Below are 18,750 nucleotides of genomic sequence, written 5' to 3'. Positions count from 1 at the left end.
GAGTTCGCCAGCCCAATGCCGATGCTGAACTTCACCTTCGATTTCACGCCGCTCGCCTATATCGGTCCTGGCGCCGGCTTCGCGCTGGCCGGCTCGTTTCTGGCCGTTTTCGGCGCGATCGCTTCGGCGATCTCGATGTTGCTTTTGTGGCCGCTGCGGCGCGTCGTGCGTGTGCTGCGAAGGAAGAAGCCGCCGCAGCCGCCAAAGTATCGCCGCGTCGTGGTGCTGGGGCTCGATGGTCTTGATCATGGGCTGACCTCGCGTCTGCTAAGCGAAGGAAAGCTGCCGAATCTGGCAAAGCTTCAGCAGCGCGGTAGCTTTCATTCGCTCGCCAGCACGTTGCCTCCGATCTCCCCGGTCGCCTGGTCGACGTTTCAAACCGGCGTGAACCCCGGCAAGCACAACATCTTCGACTTTCTGACGCCTGACTTAGCGACCTACCAGCCGAAACTGAGCTCGGTCGAAATCCGCACCGCCAGCAAATCGATCGGCATCGGGCGTTTCAAGTGGCAATATCAAAAGCCCGACGTGCGGATGCTTCGCAAGAGCAAGCCGTTTTGGAGCGTGTTGAGCGACTACGGCATCTTCAACTGCATCATCCGCGTGCCGATTACCTTTCCGCCTGAGAAACTGCGCGGCGTCCAGCTCTCGGCGATGTGCGTTCCTGACCTGCGCGGGACGCAAGGAACGTTTTCGCAGTTCACCACGCGGGCGAAGGAAGAAGGAGTCAAAACCGGCGGTGAAGTCCATTACGTGACCCGAGAAGGAAAGAAAGTTCAGTGCGAGTTGCTCGGCCCGCCGAATCCCAACGATCCGACCAACGGCGCCCTCACTGCGCCGTTTCGCGTCGAGGTCATCGACGATTCGCACGCTTGGCTACATCTGAACGGGGCCAAGCACAAGCTGACGAAGGGAGTTCACACCGACTGGTTGACCGTTCACTTTAAAGCGGGCTGGGGCGTTTCGATCAACGGCATCTGCCGCTTCATGCTGCTCGAAACCGATCCCGAGTTCGGTCTGTACGTTACGCCGATCAACATCGATCCCGAAAACCCGGCGATGGCGATCGGCTATCCGGCGGTCTATCCGATCTACCTGGCCAAAAAGCAAGGTCCCTACGCGACGCTCGGTCTGGCCGAAGATACGTGGAGTCTGAGCGAGCAGGTGATCGAAGACGAACACTTCCTGCAGCAATGCATGGATATCGACGTCGAACGAGAAACGATGTTCTTCGACAGCCTCGACAAGGTTCGCCAAGGGCTGTGCGTCTGCGTCTTCGACGGAACCGACCGGATGCAGCATATGTTCTGGCGGTATCTCGACAAGTTGCACCCTGCCCGGCCGGCGCATGTTCCGGCGAAGCTGGAGAACGCGATCGAAGATTTGTATGTGCGGATGGATGGACTTGTTGGCCGGACGATGGCCAAGTGCGACGACGGCAACACGCTGCTGCTGGTTCTGTCGGACCATGGCTTTAACACGTTCCGCCGCGGCATCGACTTGAATCGGTGGCTCGAAGAAAACGGCTATCTGACGGTCGACGACGACCGCCGCGGCGAAGATTATCTGGCCGGCATCGACTGGAGCAAAACGAAAGCGTTCGCCCTCGGCCTGACCGGCATCTTTTTGAATCTGGAAGGGAAGTACGAGCACGGAATCGTCGCCCCCGGCGAAGAGGCCGAAACGCTCAAGGCCGAATTGGTCGCGAAGCTCAACGAACTGGTTGACCCGCAAACCGGCACGAAGGGGATTCGCCGCACTTACCAGGCCGCTCGCGCCTATCGCGGCGGATACAAGGAAAACGCCCCCGACTTGATCGTCGGCTACGAGAGCGGTTATCGGATCTCGTGGGACGCGGCGGTCGGACGAACAAGCACCAAGGTATTCCACGACAACACGAAGGCGTGGAGCGGCGATCATTGCGTCGATCCGTCGGTCGTCCCGGGCATTTTGTTCAGCAGCGATCCGATCGCCGCCCAGGCGCCCCGTTTGCTTGATCTGGCGCCGACCATTCTCAAACTGTTCGGCTGTCCGATTCCCGAATACATGGATGGTAAACCGCTCGAGTTTGGCGAGCAAACGCCGGCGGTTGAAGTTCAGGAAAAGCGGATCGCCGAAACTCCCGTGAAGGTGGCGTCATGAGCGAACCGAAAAGCAACATTTCGCGCCGCACCTTGCTGACCGGCGCTGCATTGGCCGCCGGCGCCGGAGCGACGGCCGGGGCTTCCTACTGGCTTGGCAGCGTTAGTCGCGTCTCGCACAGTTTCGGCAAAAAGGTGATTGTCATCGGCGTCGACGGCATGGACCCGCGTCTCTGCCGCAAGCTGATGAACGAAGGCAAAATGCCGAATATGAAGCGGATGGCGGCCGCCGGCGGCTTTAGCAATCTCGGCACCAGCTGTCCGCCGCAAAGCCCAGTCGCTTGGGCCAACTTCATAAATGGCGCTGGTCCCGGTTCGCACGGCATCTTCGACTTCATCCATCGCCACCCGCACGAACAATGTGCGCCCTTCTTCTCGGCAGCCGAAACGATTCCCGGCCAAGGCGCTATTGAAATCGGCGACCATCAGTTGCAACTCGACTTCTGGCCCTTCAATCATCAGCCGCCGCAAACCGTGTTGCGCCGGCAAGGGGTTCCCTTTTGGGACTTCCTCGACTCACAACGAATTTCGTCGGTGTTCTATGATCTCCCTTCAAACTACCCGCCGAGCCCGTCCGAGTATGGTCACCACAAATGCGTCTGCGGCATGGGGACGCCTGATATGCTCGGCTCGTACGGCACTTACCAATATTTCAGTGAGGACACTCCCGCTGGTGGGGTCGAAGAAGGAGGCGGAAAACGAAGCCGCATCGAGTTCGAAGGGAGATCGGCCCGCATCACTCTGGTCGGCCCCGAGAACAGCATGCTGAAGCTGCCGGTTCCGGTCACGATCGACGTCGACGTTCATCGCGATACCGAATCCGGAACGGCGCTGCTGGTTGTGCAGGGGAAGAAGATCCTGTTGAAGCCTGGAGAGTGGAGCCGCTGGACGAAGCTCGACTTCTCCCTGTCGGCGCCGACGCCGTTACCTTCGCAGCATGCGAGCGGAATCTGCCGGTTCTATCTGCAAGAGATCGGACCGAATTTCCGGCTTTACGTGACGCCGATCAATGTCGATCCGTCGAAGCCGGCGGTGCAGCTCTCAGAACCGGAAGACTTTATCTCGAACGTCTCGAATGATCTCGGGCTGTTTTACACGACCGGCTTCCAGGAAGACCATAAGGCGCGCTCCAACGGAGTCTTCGACGATGACGAATTCCGTCGCCAGGCGACCAACGTGCTGGAAGAACGGCTGGCGCTGTTTGAGTACGCCGTCGAAAACTACGATGACGGGCTGTTGTTCTTCTACTTCTCCAGCAGCGATCTGCAGTCGCACATGTTCTGGTGGGAAGGAGAAGAGGATCCGAAGCACCCGACCCGTACCAGTAAAGAAGCGGCCAGTCGCTATCAGTACGTGAAAGAGCTCTATCAGCGGCTCGATCAAATCATCGGCGATATCAACGACCGGTACGGCGACAAAGCGACGATCTACGTGATGAGCGATCATGGCTTCGCCAACTTCGGCCGCCAGTTCAACGTCAATTCGTGGCTTCGTGATCTTGGATATTTGAACTCACGCGAATGCACTTCGATCTTGGTCGATTGCGACTGGTCGCGCACGCGTGCTTATGGCATGGGAATCAACGGTCTCTATCTCAACCTGAAAGGACGGGAGCGAGACGGGATCGTCGAGCCGGGGGAAGAGCAGGAAAAGCTGACGCGGCAACTGATCGCGCGATTGAAGGCGGTTCGCGACTACAACGGCAAGCAAGTGATCCGGAACGTCTATCGTTCGAGCGAGATCTATTCTGGCGAAGCGACGACGCTTGCTCCGGACTTAATCATCGGCTATGCGCGCGGGTACCGCGCTTCGTGGGAAACCTGTTTGGGAGAACTGACGCCGGACGTGTTGCTCGACAATACGTCGGCCTGGAGCGCCGACCACTGCGCCGATGCGCTCGAAGTCCCCGGCATTTTGTGCTGCAACAAACCGTTTGTCGCAACCGATCCGTCGCTGGTCGACATCGCCCCGTCGATCCTGCACGATTTCGGCATCGCGACGCCGAGCACCATGACCGGACGCAGCATTTTTCAATCGTAAGCATGCTCTCGAACAACGAGGAAAGGAGTTTTCAATATGACGAAAGTGAACATCGAATCAGGACTCTTCGAACGCGCCGTCGCCGCCGCAGCGAAAGAAGGGTACAGCAGCGTCGACGAACTGATCGCCACGGCGATCGAAAACGAAATCAAACGAATCGGCGAAGCGGACGCGGAGCGTATGGTCGCGGATCAACTGCGCGGTTTGGGTTACCTCGAGTAAAACGTGATGCTTTCGAACATCCTCAGTCTGCTCAACACGCTGGCCAACAACACCGTCGGGCTCTTGTTGGAGGCGATCGCCTACGTACCGGGATGGTTGTCGGTCGGCGTGATTGGCGCGATTACCGGCGTGCTGATGCTGCTGGCGTTCAAGTACACATCGCATCAGTCGGCGATCCGCCATACGCGCAACCAGATCAAAGCGAACCTGCTCGGGCTGTCGCTATTCAAAGACGATCTGGCGATCGGGCTCGGGATGCAGGTCAACTTATTGAAGCTCGCAGGTATGTTGTTGGCGCTATCGGTCGTTCCGATGCTGGTGATGATCGTGCCGACTTGCTTGTTGCTATCGCAACTTGCCTTGTGGTACCAGGCTCGGCCTCTCTACGCTGGAGAAACGGCGATCGTCACGGTTCAAGGCGCCGCTAATCCGGCGGTAATCGAGCAATTGCAATTATCCGATTCCTCGGCCTATCGTCTGGCGAAAGGACCGGTACGCGTTCCAGAACAGCAAATGGCTTGCTGGGAGATTGAAGCGGTCGAGCCAGGGCGTCACGAGCTGAAATTTGCGCTCGGTGAAGATCAGATCGCGAAAGAGCTAGCGATCGGCGATGGCCTGATGCCGGTCAGTTTGACGCGGCCGGCGTCGGACTGGACCGATCTGCTGCTTCATCCGCGCGAGGCGCCCTTCTCCGCCGATTCGCCGGTCCAGTCGATCGCGATCGACTATCCAGAGCGTTCCTCCTGGACCTATGGGACGCATACGTGGTTGATCGCGTGGTTTCTTGTGTCGATGCTCGCGGCCTTCGCCGCGAAGCCGCTGTTGAATGTGAATATCTAGTCCGCGCTCGCTTTCTGAGAGGTTCCCCGTCATGTCCAACCTAAAAACCATCACGGTCGTCTCGGGGCTCCCGCGTAGCGGCACTTCGTTGATGATGCAAATGATCGACCGCGGCGGAATCGGCGCGCTCACCGACGAAATCCGGACCGCCGATCGAGACAATCCGAAGGGATACTACGAGTTCGAGCCAGTCAAAAAGACCAAGAACGACGCCAGCTGGATGGACCGGGCGCACGGAAAAGTAGTGAAGATGGTCTCTTCGCTGCTTTACGATCTTCCGTCGACAGAGCATTACAACGTCGTCTTCATGCGCCGCGATATCGACGAAATCCTCGACTCGCAGGAAAAGATGCTTGTCCGCCTCGGCAAACCAGTCGCCGATCGTGACGCGATTCGCACCGCCTATGACGTTCACTTGAAGCGGCTCTTCGATTGGCTCCCGCAGCAAAAACATCTGCATTTGCTGGAACTGAGCTACAACGAATTGCTTGCCGATCCGGCGGCTCAGGTCGACAAACTGAACGCGTTTCTCGGCGGAGAACTAAATACCGCCGCAATGCTGGCCGCGATCGATCCGGGACTTTACCGCAACCGGAGCCCGCAGACCGCCTAGGAGGTCGTCTTCAGCTTCTCGAGGTATTCGTAGGAGAATTCGAGAGGACGGAAAGAGAATGCCTGCCCATGCACGACTCACGAAATCAGTCGTTATATGAGGAGGCAAGCCAATTCACAGAAAGTGAATATTGGGCTTCTTGGGGATCTCGCTAATCGCAATGGCAGCGTTAGGCGATGATCTCTTGAATCGGGCGGCCATGGTCGATTTCGACCCGCTTGCGCCCGGGCACTTCAAGTTGGCGCGAATCGAGCCCCAACTGATGCAAGATCGTGGCGTGAACGTCGGTGACGTAGTGACGGTTTTCGACCGCATGGAAGCCGATTTCGTCGGTAGAGCCATGCACGACGCCGCGTTTGAGTCCGCCGCCAGCCATCCAAACCGAAAAGCCGAAGATATGATGGTCGCGACCATCCGAGCCCTGGGTCCCCGGCGTGCGGCCAAACTCGGAACAGAAGACGACCAGCGTTTCGTCGAGCAGGCCTCGTCGATCGAGATCATGCAGCAAACCGCCGATCGGCTGGTCGACCTTGCGGGCGTTCGACTCGTGATTCGATTTGAGACCGCCGTGCGCGTCCCACGCGCCGGCGCCGCCGCCGCCATGTTGGATCTGGACGAAGCGAACTCCCTTTTCGACCATTCGGCGAGCCGCTAACAATTGCATGCCGAATTCTTTGCAGTGCGGCTGATCGACGCCGTAGAGCGCCAACGTTTCAGGCGTTTCCTGCGAGAAGTCGACGATATCGGGAATCGACGTTTGCATCCGAAACGCCAGTTCGTACGCCGCGATCCGCGCGGCCATGTCCGGGTCATGCGGATACTCGATTCCCCGCTGAGCGTTCAGCTTGCGGAGCAAGTCTTGGCCGATGACTTGCGCGTCGGCCGAAACATTGGTCGCCGAGCGGCTGTAGTCGAGCGGATTGTTCGGATCAACGCGGAGCGGCACGGCGTCATGTGCGGGCCCCAGGTATTGGCCGTCGCGCTTGTTCCAGTATTCCCGTTTACCGATCGAGATGAACTGGGGCAAATTGTCGTTGAGCGAACCCAATCCGTAATGAACCCAGGCGCCAAGCGTCGGAAACGCGCCGTCATTCAAATGGCGGCCGGTATGAAACTGCGACTGGGCGCCATGGTTGCTGTCGGTCGTCCACATCGAGCGGACGATCGACAGCTTGTCGACCTGGCCGGCGATATGCGGAAACCAATCGCTCACTTCGATGCCGCTTTCGCCATGCTGCTTGTAGCCGACTTGCAGCGGGTAAAGCTTGTTGCGCTGCATCCCGTTGCCGTCGGGGGCGACCAGACGTTCGATGGCTAGCTTCTTCGGGTCTTGCGTGTCGGCGAACGGCGTTTCAGCGATCGTCTTGCCGCTGTACTTGGTCAGCATCGGCTTCGGATCGAACGACTCCATATGACTGACGCCGCCGTTCATGAAGAGCCAGATGACGCTTTTCGCCTTCGGCGTAAAATGAGGTTTGCCGGTCGGAGGCGCCCAATCGGCGCGAGCGACTCCATCCTGCTGCAACATCGCTCCCAAGGCGAGCCCGGTGAATCCCATTCCCATGTCGGCCAGAAACGATCGACGCGGCAAGCTTTGGCGAAACGGCGTAGTCATGCGGTTCAGCTTTCTCAAAGTTAGCGGATCGTTACGAAGTCGTTATGGTTCAGCAGAATCCAGATCAACCGCTCGCGGGCGTTCTCGGCCGATCCGCTGGGCAACTGCTTCCACTCGTCCAGAGCTGCGCGGCTAAGTTGCATCTCTTCAGCGCTGGGATGTATCCCGAGCACGACGGCGAACGCCTGCTCGATGAATTGGTCGTCACTGGGCGAATCTTGCCCAATTCGCTTCGCGATCAGGGGCGCCGCTTCCAGCACCAACTTGCTGTTGGTCATTGCGAGCGCCTGTTGCGGGACGACGCTTTCGTCGCGGCGGTAACACTCGGTCACTTCCGCTTCGTCAAACGTCGTCAAAAAGAGGTTGCGATCATTGTTGGAATGATAGAAGTACAAGCTGCGGCGACGGGACGCTTCTTGCTGGGCCGGCGGAACCGAAGGGCCTCCCATTTGCACGTCGAGCGTGCCGGAAAGTTCGAGAATTGTATCGCGAATCGCCTGGGATTCGAGCCGAATCGGCTCGCGCCGCCATAACAGATGATTGTCCGGATCCTGTTGCAGGTTCTCCTTGGCGCCGGCTGCGGAAGAAGTCATCCGATAGGTGGCGGACGTTACGATCAAGCGATGGAGCTGCTTCATGCTCCACTGGTTCTCCATGAACTCAGCCGCCAACCAATCGATCAGCTTGTGATGCGTCGGCGTTGGACTGTTACGTCCCAAATCGAAGGTGTTCGCCGCCAACGGTTTCCCAAAATGACGCGCCCAGAGATGATTGACCGCAACGCGGGCAGTCAGCGGATTGCTCCGATTGGTAATCCAATTGGCGAGCGCCGTTCGCCGTCCGGTGCTGGTCGCCGCGAAAGAGATTGTCGGATCATCCCGTCCGGTATGCTGGAACCGCGTCGGATACCACTTGGCGCCGACAAAGGGAGTGAAGGTTGCATCGGCGCCAATTTCCGCGCCGAGCAGAGCCAACTTTTCCTGTAGCGACTTGTCGGCCTTATTAAGTTGCTCTTGGCTTTTCTTCTTGGCGTCGTCCTTGGCGGAGACTAATGACTGTTCGGCGACAAGGCGATCACGCTGAGCTGCAGCGATGGCAAGTCTTCGTTCGCCGCGGATCGCGGCTAGTCGTTTTTCGTTTTGCAACTCCGCGGACTCCCCGCTTTGCTGCGACTCGATTGCCGCGATGCGCAGTTGGATCGATTGGAGTTCGGCCTCGGCGAACTCCAGATCGGCTTGGGCCTTCTCGAACGCGTCGCGGCCATTGGGCGCGGAAGCTTGGCCAATCCCGACCATCTCGGCGGCCGGATCGAGTGCGCGCAGTTGAAACTCGTCGATTTCGGCGATCGCATCGAACGTCATCAGGCGAATCGCGCCGGGACGTCGGGCGAGCGGCGATCGCCAGGCGAGTCGATGTTCGCCGTTAACCGAAACGTTGATCAGATCGCCGCGCACTCGCAACGTCAGGACGTAGGGGCGATTGAGTTCAACGGAATAGGGCTGTCGACCATCGCCGGGATAATGCGAGGTCCCTTCCTTTTGAAAGGCGGCTTGGACCTTCGCATCTTTCAGGCTGCCGCTCAGATAGACGTAGGGGAACGTCGCCGCATCGTTGCCGCCGCTAGGCGGGACGTCAAAGTCGATTCCCACGCTTCGATGAACGCTGCCCCCTAACAACTGATACCGCAGTTCCACCTCGAAATCTGGCGGCGCCTGTTCCAGCAGCGTTAATTGACGCCGAACGGAACCATCGAGCTTTTGCTCTAGCTTGCCAGCCGACGGCGTCCACCCTTCCCCTTCCATTTTCCAACGTTTGGGATCGAGCGAATCGAACGTCTCGATGATTGGTTCAAAAGAAGTTGCGGCGGCAAGTTGCGAGTCGCCGGTGGATGGCGTCAATCGTTCCAGCTGACGTTGCGCCCCCTCGAAACGCTGCTGCGCTTCGGCCAGATAGTTGTCGAGCACCCACGATTGCAGACCTGGTTTCCAAGCTTCTTCCGGTAGCGTTAGCGGCTTGATCTGCAGTTCGCCGCTGGCCACGATTTCCGGCACGCCGGGAGCGATCTCGCGCGACTTGTCAGGGTGCGCCTCATCGCCGCGAACGAACAGATAGGTCGGCTTATCCAAGACGGCGTCAAACGCCCGGGAGATGCCGTCCTGGTCGAAGCTGGTCGTTCCCGCCGTCATGTCGACCCGGACGTGATACGGCTCAAAAAAGGCCCGCATCCGGTAGTAGTCTTCCTGCGGAATCGGGTCGAATTTGTGATCGTGACATTTGGCGCAGTTCAGCGTCAGGCCAAGAAACCCCTTGCCGACATGGGTTACCACTTCATCCATCCACTTGTCGCGGTTGAAAATGAAGTAGTTGCGAGCCAAATAGCCGGACGCTCGCAGTTTTTCCGGGTCATTGGGCGCCAGTTCGTCGGCGGCCAACATCAGCCGGACCATTTCGTCGTAAGACTCGTCTTCGTTGAGCGACTCGACGATCCAATCGCGCCAATGCCACATGTGACGCTGGCTATTACGGAGTCCGTCTCCCAGACCCCACCAATCGCTATAGCGCCAAACGTCCATCCAGTGCCGGGCCCAACGCTCGCCGTAGCGTGGATCGGCCAGCAACCGGTCGACCACTTTTTCGTACCAGTCGGGCGACATGTCGGCCTCGGCCGCGGCGATTTCTTCCGCCGTAGGAGGAACGCCGATCAGGTCGAGATACAACCGCCGCAGAAGGACGATTCGTGACGCTTCCTCCACCGGCGTTAGGCCATTTTCTTCCAGGCTTGCCGCGACCCAAACGTCGATCGGGTTGCGGACCCAGTCGGAGTTTTTCAGCGGCGGCAATTCCGGACGCTTCACGGCGCGAAACGACCAGTGATCTTTGACGTCCGCCTCGGGGCGCTCATCCTCGGGCGCCGGAGCTCCGGCGGCGATCCACTTGCGGAAGAGATCAATTTCATGCGGATGAAACGGCTCCCCTTCGTGGTCCGGCGGCATCCGCAGCGAGAGATCTTCGGTCGAGATACGCTGGATCAATTCGCTCGTATCGGCCGCATCGCCGAGTGCAATGACCGCGCCGGAATCACCCCCTTGTTTGAGCAGCACCGCCGTGTCGAGTCGCAGACTTCCCTCTTGTTTCAGCGCACCATGGCAGGCATAGCAGCGGGCTTTGAGCAGCGGCTTGATCTGCTTCTGATAATCGACCGCCCCATCCTCGGCAAAGACCGCCGAGGAAGACAACGTCGCTCCCCAGATCACAAGAACAAGAACCTTGCGAAAAGGGGACAAACCTGATCGGTGCGTGCGAAGCGAAAAAGGCATCGATCGAATCCTTTGCAGCAGTCGATGCGCCGGCGGCGATCTGGCGGAGAGTGAATTGGGGGCGGAGGGAAAGGAGCGAGAGGGTGAACCAGGCCAAATCGCGGCAGCTGGCTTTGGCGACGACGACGTAAACGGCCGCCATCGCGCTAAAGTGCAATGTAAAACAGATCGAGGCCAATGACAAAGTTTCCCGCTGCTTCGCGGGGGCTGGCCCCGGCCTTATTTGTCTTTGGTGTCAATGTATATTAGCTTGAGGCCAGCGTCAATGCAAATGCAACGCAACGCGTCGTAACTTATGACAGGGAAAACTATTACGCTTGCTTATTCCCTCCACAGAATAGGGATAGAAGTTGGCTCCTGTCGCGAACTAATGAACGCCGTGCATGCGTCGTGACAATAGCGGGGTCGTCAGAAATAGGAGCATCGCACAAAGCGCGGCGGCGACCGCCAGGCCGAAAAACAACTGATGGTACGCCGACAAGGTTTCTTCGACCGGGATCGCGCTGACCGCCGCCTTCTTGTCTGGCAGCGCTACCATCGTCGCCACCTTGGCCGCGAGAAAGTTCGCGGCCGAGATCGCCAGCATCGACGTGCCCATCATCATGCCGACGATTCGGGGGAGCGAGAGGGAAGTTACGGTCGAATAGCTGACCGAAACGATCAACAGGTCGGCGACGCCAAACAATACGTAAGCGGCTACTAGCCATGCGACGCTAATCTGTCCCTGGACGGTGAACGCCGAAGTCGCCCAAGCCAACAGGCCAAAGCCGAGCCCCATGAAGACCATCGTCAGTCCATACTTCACCGGAGAACGAGGATCGCGGCCAACTCGCGCCAGCGCCGGCCAGAGCCACGCGAAAAATGGCGCCAACAGCACGATTGTCGCCGGCATGACGCTTTGCAATTGCGAAGCGCGAACCTCAAAGCCCCAGAGCGCCCGATCGACGTTACGGTCGGCGAACAAGTTTAGCGAGCCCCCTGCTTGTTCAAACAACGTAGCAAAGAAGGTCATCGCCAGCTGAAACGCCAACAGCACCAACATCCGATCCCGCTCGATCGGGCTGCAATAGAAGAACGAGAGGACAAGGATGTAGATTACAACGACCGCCGAGAAAGCTGCCAGCAAATAGCCGACGACCGCCGTTTGCTGGACAAGCAGCCAGAACAGCACAACCGCCGCGATCGCCCCCAAAAAGACGATATGCCCGGTCGTCAGCGGCCCGGCGACTTTCGATTTATAGGCGGCTGGCGGTTCGGCCACACCGTAGAGATGTTTCCCTCCTCCCAGAAACACGAGCAGCCCAACCAACATCCCGATCCCGGCGGCTCCAAAACCAAACGACCACCCGTAGGTCTCTCCCAGGTATCCGCAGACGGCGGCCGAAAGGGCGGCGCCCAGCATGATTCCCATTTGAAACAAGGTATACGCTGAAGCTCTCCGCGGATCTTCGTCGGGATAGAGCCGGCTGACGATCGTTGCGATGTTCGGTTTCAGGAAACCAATGCCGACGATCAACAGGCCCAGCGAAAGATAGAACGTCTGTAACCCAAAGCCGTCTCGCAGAACCGTCGTCGTACCGTCGGCTTGGGCGACTACCTCAGCGCCGCTTCCCTCAAAGGCCATCCCAAAATGTCCCAAGCACATCAGGATCGCACCCAAGGTGACCGAAACCCGTTGTCCCAAGTATCGGTCAGCGATCAAACCGCCAATTACCGGCGTCGCGTATCCAAGTGCGACGTAAGCCCCATACAAGCCAAGGGCCGCATGATCACCAAATAGAAAATGCTTCGTCAGATAGAAGACGAGCAGCGCCCGCATGCCATAGAAGCTGAAACGTTCCCACATCTCCGTCAGGAACAGCACGTACAGTCCCTTCGGATGACCCCATAGTTGGCCTTCCACAGGTATCGGCGGCGTCGCGAGCTTATCCATGTCGCTTCTCTTTTTGCGATGCCGACGTTATAACGCCGTAGCCCGATATTTGCCCGCTTCCCCTTGGAACAACTCCGGCAGCCAAGCGGCGCCGATCCCCGCTCGGCGGGGAATCGGAATCATGCCTTGTACGATCGAAACTTCGGTATCGATCAGCTTCGGATAGAGCATCCCGATATGCGCTCGCACGCTTTCTTGCCAGGCGACGTTTCCCGATGCGGCCGCAACTTGAACGCCTGAGAGCAACGTCAGCGGTCCAGTACAGTCATGCATGACGACCGGAACGTTATAAAGCTGTGCCAGCCGCGTGAGGTTTTTGGTCTGCGTTATTCCGCCGACCCAGGTCGGATCGATCATCACGTAATCGGCCGCTCGCTTTTCCAACGTCAAACGAAAGTCATCCGGCCCCGAGAACATTTCGCTCACCGCGACCGGGATGCCTGCCTTCTGGCGGAAATCAGCGACCGTATCGATCGAGTCGACGCGAATCAGGTCTTCCGCCCACAAGATGTCGTATTGACGCAGCTTAGCGGCGATTCGGAGGGCGACCGGCAACTGGAAGAATCCATGTCCATCGAGGATCAGTTCGATCGAATTCCCCAGCGCTTCGCGAATCGCCCGAAATGGCTCGAGCCCGCGCTCGACGTCGGCGTCCGAAACGTAGATTGGACCGTTCGGCTTATGCGCTGCGAAGTCGAGCGACCAGGTCTTCAGCGCGCCATACCCAGCTTCCCGCAGTTCCTCCGCCAGTTCGACCGGCCGGTGAATGATCGACCAGTAATCGTTCAGCGGACCAGGGTTCCCAATCGGTCCATGCCCTGGCCAGATGTGGCTCGCCTGCGCATCGGTCTTGGCGCCGTACGACGGGCCGCCGCAGCTGTTATACGTTTTGATCGACTCTTGTACGCAGCCCCCCAACAGTTGCCAAACCGGCAGATTCGTCGCCTGGCCAAAGATATCCCATAGCGCCAAGTCGATCGCGGAAATGGCGCGTAACTCAGCGCCGCGCGAACCGAAGTTGGTCGTCCGTTCGTACAGAAACCGCCAATGCTTTTCGATCTCGAGCGGGTCTTTCCCGAGCAGGTAATGATGCATCCAATCATGCACCAGCGCCGCGACCGCTTCCGGGGCGTAGTAGGTTTCGCCGCAGCCGACGATCCCTTCGTCGGTATGAATGCGAAGCAGCAGCAATCCCGGCATGACGGATTCCGGAATCGCGGTCTCTATTTTGACGATCTTCATTCAGTTAAGCGGCTCTGGTAGGAAGGGAACTACGCGACGATGTTCGTCACCACGCGTCCATGGACGTCGGTCAGGCGGAAATCTCGCCCCGAGTAGCGATAGGTCAGCTTCTCGTGATTGATTCCCATCAAGTGGAGGATCGTTGCGTGCAGATCATGGACGTGCACCTTGTCGTGCACGGCGCGGAAGCCAAATTCGTCAGTCGCGCCATGGATCGTTCCTCCTTTAATGCCGCCGCCGGCCAGCCACATCGTAAAGCCGTACGGATTGTGATCGCGGCCGCTTCCTCCTTCCAAGGTCGGCGTTCGTCCAAACTCGCCACCCCATACGACGAGAGTTTCGTCGAGTAGGCCGCGCTGCTTGAGGTCGGTCAACAGTTGCGCGATCGGCTGATCGATATCACGGCAGAGCTTTTCGTTTTGGTTGTGATGATTGGAGTGGGTGTCCCACGGTTGGCCGTTGCCGTAGTAGATCTGCACCATCCGAACCCCATGCTCCGTCAGGCGCCGCGCCAGCAAACAGGACTGCGCGAATGAGCTGGAGCCGTACGCTTCGCGAACGCTTTGCGGCTCTTTGGTTACGTCGAACGCCTCCATCGCTTCGAATTGCATCCGGTAGGCCAATTCCATCGCATTGATCCGGGTTTCCAGATTGCGATCGTCGCCGCGGCTGGCCAAATGTTGGTGATTGATCGCCGACATTAGCTCCAGCTGGCGTTTCTGTTCGCTGGCCGAGATCGTGCTGTTGCGCAGATGCGGAATCATCGCGTCCGGCGTCGTGCGCGTCGTATCGATGTAGGTCCCTTGAAACTTGCCTGGCAAGAACGCGTTCCCCCACAGCTTCGGCCCGACCACCGGATTGCCAGGGCAGAGCGTCAAATAGCCTGGCAAGTCGCGATTCTCCGATCCCAGACCATAGGTGAGCCACGATCCAAGGCTGGGACGCGTCGGCGTTAACGTTCCCAGGTTCATCATGCAAAGCGCGGGGGCATGATTCGGAAAGTCGGTGTGCATCGAACGGACGATCGCCATCTCGTCGGCATGTTTCGACAACTTCGGCAGGAACTCTGAAAAAGGAATGCCTGACTCTCCCGCCGGGGTGAACTTCACGGGCGAAGCGGCCAGACCGTTCGTCTTCCGCTCGGTCCGAATATCGACTCCCTCCGGACGCTGCCCTTCGTACTTGGCGAGCCCCGGCTTTGGATCGAACGTGTCGATCTGCGACGGCCCACCGCTCATGAACAGATAAATCACCCGTTTCGCCTTGGGAGGGAAATGGGGGAGCGTCTGCGAATTGGCGGCATAAGCGACGCCGCTTTCGGCGAGCAAACTGGAGAGCCCCAGCATGCCAAACCCGCCGCCGACCGTCTGCAACATTGATCGCCGCGAGAGGAGCGGGGACGACATCGTTGATTCGTGCTCGAACGGTTTCATGATTGGTCGCTTTCGGTCGCCTCTAGTCGACGAACATCAATTCGTTGCTGCAGAAAAGAGCGTGACAATACAGCACCCACCGCGTCGCTTCCGCATCGGCGGCCCCTTCCCCTTCGTAGTTCGCGGCATACTTATCCCCGCTGGCGCTCTTGATCTGCTGCGGAAACTTCTCGAACTCATAGAAGGGCCAGAGCGCGACGGGATTTCCCTTTAGCATCGCCGCCGCATGTTGGGCGAACTGCACGCGGTCTCCGACGTTCTCTGAGCGTTGATAGTGCTCTGCAATTTCTTTCGGCGCAAGAGCCCGGTCGTAAACGGCGACGCTGCCGAGTTGTCCTTGGAAGTTGGCGAATCGATCGTTTCGGCCTCCCAGGAACAAACTGCTTTCCTTCAGCGGGAAATCGACCTCGGCGACGCCGCTCACCTCCGGATCGGCGTTGCCGTTCAAATAGAGCCGCACCTCCGAACCTTGCCGCGTAAAGACCAGGTGATACCAGCGGTTCGTTTCCAGCGTCGTTCGCCCCAACAGCGCCGTCTTCAAGCGGTCGCCGTTGTAGTAGATCAATCGCCCGGAAGAATCCTTCTGATGGCGGCCCATGATACCCAGATGATCGCCCCCGGACGGAACCGACGTCTCTACCCCACGCGAAAAGAAGTAGCCGGCGATCGGACGTTCTTCGTGCGGCATCGTGTTGCGGAACCAGAGTTCCACCGAGTAGATGTCCCCTAGCGACGGAATCTCGGCGCGTGCCCGAGAACCTGCAAAGGAGGGAGGCTCCCACGTCTCCGGCTTTTCCCGGTCGACTTGGGACGACTCGCTGACGTACGCTTCTCCGAGCGCAATTTCTTCCGGCGTCGGTTCGCGTCCCAGCAACAAGCGATGAACGTCCTGAATCTTTTCGACCAGCGTCTCTCCAGATGCGCGTTCGGCCAGGTGGCGCGCTTGCTGCTGCGCAAAGGGAGAGTTCATCACGAAGAGTTGCTGAAGCGCGGTCGTCGTTTCGGCTCGACGTTCGGAGTGAATCGTCGGATCGGGGAAATCATAGACCTGCAAAAACTGGCTCAGCGATTTCCGTGAGATCTTGGCGTAGATCGCCCTGCGATCAAAATCAGGCTTGTCGATGTCGCCGGAGGGACCTCCCAGCGTGCGATTCAAGTTTCCGCCGGCGACCAAAAGGGCGTCATGATACGCTTCGGCGTCGAGACGTTGCCGGCGGAAGCGGCTCAGCAGGCGATTGCCAGGGTCATGCAGATTTGACTTCTCCGGATCGGCGGGCTGGGAACTTTGCCGGTAAGTCGCCGAGAGCAAGAGCTCGCGATGCAGCTTCTTGGTCGACCAACCTTGCTCCATGAAGCGAACCGCCAGGTCGTCGAGTAGTTCGGGATGGGTCGGGCGTGAACCGGTAGCGCCAAAGTTGCTTGGCGTATCGACCAGTCCTTCCCCAAAATGGTACATCCAGACCCGATTCACGAAGACCCGGGCCGTGAGCGGGTTGTTCGAGTCGGCGATCGCAGCGGCTAGTTCCAAACGACCGCTTCCGTTTGCAAATGGCGCCGGCTCCCCATCCGACAACACTTCCAGAAAACGCCGCGGTTCAATTTCTCCGGGAGAAGCCAGGTTCCCGCGAATAAAGACCGGCAAGTCACGCGGCTTGTTGGCGTAGTAGACGATCTGTTGTTCGTCTTCGGTAAGGGGTTCGATTCGAACCTGTTCGTCGGTGATGGCCGCGGCCGTTGGGATATCGATGCCGGGCGTCGCAGCCCGAATCTCGGTGATCTTCGCTTTCGCTTGTTTGTTCTTCGTCTCGAGTTCGCCAATTTCCGGCGACTTGGGAGCATCCTTTTTCAGCGACTTAATCTTGTCGTCATTCTCTTTGACGCTCTTTTCTAACGCGGCGATCTCGTCTCGTGCGGGCTGCGTCTTGGCGATTTCTTCGTCAGAAATGATCGGCTGGGTCGTCTGTCGCACCGACGCAAAGACTCCCGCCAATGCGTAATAGTCGCGCGAGGAGATCGGGTCGTACTTGTGATCATGGCAACGGGCGCACGCGACCGTCAGTCCCATTAGGCCGCGGCTGACCACGTCGACGCGATCTTCCCACTCGTCGGCGTAAATCCCTTCAAGCGTCGCAACCTTGAGCTTCAGCTCCTTGTGATTCTCCGGCGACAAACCAATCAGCCCCAAAGCAGGCAAATCGTCTCGGCCTGTCTCTTCCAGAAAGTCGGTGGCAAGTTGGCGACGAAGGAATTGGTCTAACGGCACGTCGTCGTTCATCGCTTTCACGACCCAGTCGCGGTAGCGATAGGCGTCTGGATAGGGACCATTGTTCGGGCCCATGTTGACGTTGTCTTCGCCGTAGCGAACGACGTCGAGCCACCGCCGCGCCCAGCGTTCGCCATAATGGGGCGAAGCGAGCAGCCGATCGACCAGTTTTTCGTAAGCGGCCGGATCAGGATCGGCGGCGAACTGTTCAATCTCGTCGTAAGTAGGGGGCAAACCGATCAGGTCGAAGTAGACGCGGCGAATCAGCGTTCGGCGATCCGCTTCGGCCGCTGGGTGAAGCCCCGCTTTTTCGAGAGCCGCCAACACAAACGCGTCGATCTTCTGCCGAGGCCAAGCCTGCTGTTCTACCTCCGGCGCTGGCTGCGCTGTTGGGGGTACGAACGACCAGAAAGAACGCCGCGAATCGATATCAAACGGTTGTTTGACCGGAGTGTCCGGCGCATCATTGCGTGGATCAGGCGCCCCCATCTTGATCCACTTCTCAAAGTCGGCGATCACCGCGTCGGACAGCTTCCCGTTGGGAGGCATCTGGTAGCTGAGCGGATCGTAGCGCAGGGTCTCTAGCAACAAGCTCTCGTCCGGTTTCCCTGGGACGATCGACGCTCCCGAATCGCCTCCTGTTAGCAGTCCATGATTCGAGTCGACCAACAGCCCCGCGCGCAGCGTTTCTGACTTGGCCGAATGGCACTCATAGCAATGCGCAACGAGCACCGGGCGAATCTTCGTTTCGAAGAAGCGAATTCCTTCGGCGTCGGGCTCTGCGGCCTGCACATTCGCTGGTCGCCCGATCAATAGCGGCGACAAGAGAAGTGCGATAAGGAAGGGTGGGATGGCTCGCATGCGTGAGGTCCTGACTCAACGAAGCCCAAGGGCGCAGGCTTGATAATTCTGCGGCCGAGGGGACGTGCCGACTGGTGCAAAGTTCCGCTGGACGCGGACGCGTAGGTGTCGATCCAGCAGAGAGCGATCGCATGAGGTGGGGATAAGGTTGATTGCATTCCAATTGGCGGAATGCGATATTCCCTATCTTGGCACGATTTTAGGTGAGCCTGGCGCCAGTGTCAATTCAA

General features: G+C 58.7%; 11 protein-coding genes. 5 read left to right on the top strand and 6 right to left on the bottom strand.

Annotation, left to right across the window (positions count from 1 at the left end; translation table 11 throughout):
• The first annotated feature begins 15 nt into the window (after window positions 1-15).
• The 5 genes from LOC68_RS02060 to LOC68_RS02040 are packed head-to-tail and all read left to right on the top strand — an operon-like array spanning window position 16 to window position 5,856.
• The gene (locus tag LOC68_RS02060) at window positions 16-2,142 is read left to right on the top strand and encodes an alkaline phosphatase family protein (protein ID WP_230215097.1); all 2,127 of its coding nucleotides are present in this window, start codon (window positions 16-18) and stop codon (window positions 2,140-2,142) included.
• Window positions 2,139-4,181 (top strand): alkaline phosphatase family protein, encoded by a 2,043-nt coding sequence (locus LOC68_RS02055; protein WP_230215095.1) that lies wholly within the window; start codon window positions 2,139-2,141, stop codon window positions 4,179-4,181. The genes LOC68_RS02060 and LOC68_RS02055 overlap by 4 nt, the downstream gene beginning before the upstream one ends.
• Window positions 4,182-4,217: 36 nt before the next feature.
• Window positions 4,218-4,403, top strand: coding sequence for a hypothetical protein (locus LOC68_RS02050; protein WP_230215093.1), 186 nt, complete (start codon window positions 4,218-4,220; stop codon window positions 4,401-4,403).
• A 3-nt stretch (window positions 4,404-4,406) separates the two neighbouring features.
• Complete coding sequence (locus LOC68_RS02045) at window positions 4,407-5,243, top strand: hypothetical protein (RefSeq protein WP_230215085.1); 837 nt, start codon at window positions 4,407-4,409, stop codon at window positions 5,241-5,243.
• A 31-nt stretch (window positions 5,244-5,274) separates the two neighbouring features.
• Window positions 5,275-5,856, top strand: a complete 582-nt coding sequence (locus tag LOC68_RS02040) for a sulfotransferase (RefSeq protein WP_230215083.1) — start codon at window positions 5,275-5,277, stop codon at window positions 5,854-5,856.
• 169 nt (window positions 5,857-6,025) lie between these two features.
• Here LOC68_RS02040 and LOC68_RS02035 read toward each other — a convergent pair whose 3' ends face one another.
• From LOC68_RS02035 to LOC68_RS02010, 6 genes are all read right to left on the bottom strand, one after another.
• Window positions 6,026-7,471 (bottom strand): DUF1501 domain-containing protein, encoded by a 1,446-nt coding sequence (locus LOC68_RS02035; protein WP_230215081.1) that lies wholly within the window; start codon window positions 7,469-7,471, stop codon window positions 6,026-6,028.
• A gap of 20 nt (window positions 7,472-7,491) precedes the next feature.
• On the bottom strand, window positions 7,492-10,707 hold the full coding sequence (locus LOC68_RS02030) for a PSD1 and planctomycete cytochrome C domain-containing protein (RefSeq protein ID WP_230215079.1): 3,216 nt from the start codon (window positions 10,705-10,707) through the stop codon (window positions 7,492-7,494).
• Window positions 10,708-11,155: 448 nt separating this feature from the next.
• Window positions 11,156-12,721: a peptide MFS transporter gene (locus LOC68_RS02025; protein WP_230215070.1), complete on the bottom strand. Its 1,566-nt coding sequence runs from the start codon at window positions 12,719-12,721 to the stop codon at window positions 11,156-11,158.
• 27 nt (window positions 12,722-12,748) lie between these two features.
• The gene (locus LOC68_RS02020) at window positions 12,749-13,921 is read right to left on the bottom strand and encodes a mandelate racemase/muconate lactonizing enzyme family protein (RefSeq protein WP_230215068.1); all 1,173 of its coding nucleotides are present in this window, start codon (window positions 13,919-13,921) and stop codon (window positions 12,749-12,751) included.
• Window positions 13,922-13,992: 71 nt separating this feature from the next.
• Window positions 13,993-15,369 (bottom strand): DUF1501 domain-containing protein, encoded by a 1,377-nt coding sequence (locus LOC68_RS02015; RefSeq protein WP_230215066.1) that lies wholly within the window; start codon window positions 15,367-15,369, stop codon window positions 13,993-13,995.
• A gap of 49 nt (window positions 15,370-15,418) precedes the next feature.
• The gene (locus LOC68_RS02010; RefSeq protein ID WP_230215064.1) at window positions 15,419-18,520 is read right to left on the bottom strand and encodes a DUF1553 domain-containing protein; all 3,102 of its coding nucleotides are present in this window, start codon (window positions 18,518-18,520) and stop codon (window positions 15,419-15,421) included.
• Window positions 18,521-18,750: the final 230 nt, after the last annotated feature.

The organism is Blastopirellula sediminis, from assembly GCF_020966755.1.
GTDB classification, from domain to species: domain Bacteria; phylum Planctomycetota; class Planctomycetia; order Pirellulales; family Pirellulaceae; genus Blastopirellula; species Blastopirellula sediminis.
The sequence above is the reverse complement of the archived record's forward strand: the minus strand, read 5'-3'. Positions and strand labels throughout refer to the sequence as shown.

Bases quoted from the DNA above. Each gene is read 5' to 3' on its own strand.
- LOC68_RS02015 (WP_230215066.1), bottom strand. From the start codon at position 15,369: ATGTCGTCCCCGCTCCTCTCGCGGCGATCAATGTTGCAGACGGTCGGC.
- LOC68_RS02055 (WP_230215095.1), top strand. From the start codon at position 2,139: ATGAGCGAACCGAAAAGCAACATTTCGCGCCGCACCTTGCTGACCGGC.
- LOC68_RS02040 (WP_230215083.1), top strand. From the start codon at position 5,275: ATGTCCAACCTAAAAACCATCACGGTCGTCTCGGGGCTCCCGCGTAGC.
- LOC68_RS02020 (WP_230215068.1), bottom strand. From the start codon at position 13,921: ATGCCGGGATTGCTGCTGCTTCGCATTCATACCGACGAAGGGATCGTC.
- LOC68_RS02050 (WP_230215093.1), top strand. From the start codon at position 4,218: ATGACGAAAGTGAACATCGAATCAGGACTCTTCGAACGCGCCGTCGCC.
- LOC68_RS02010 (WP_230215064.1), bottom strand. From the start codon at position 18,520: ATGCGAGCCATCCCACCCTTCCTTATCGCACTTCTCTTGTCGCCGCTA.
- LOC68_RS02060 (WP_230215097.1), top strand. From the start codon at position 16: ATGCCGATGCTGAACTTCACCTTCGATTTCACGCCGCTCGCCTATATC.
- LOC68_RS02035 (WP_230215081.1), bottom strand. From the start codon at position 7,471: ATGACTACGCCGTTTCGCCAAAGCTTGCCGCGTCGATCGTTTCTGGCC.
- LOC68_RS02025 (WP_230215070.1), bottom strand. From the start codon at position 12,721: ATGGATAAGCTCGCGACGCCGCCGATACCTGTGGAAGGCCAACTATGG.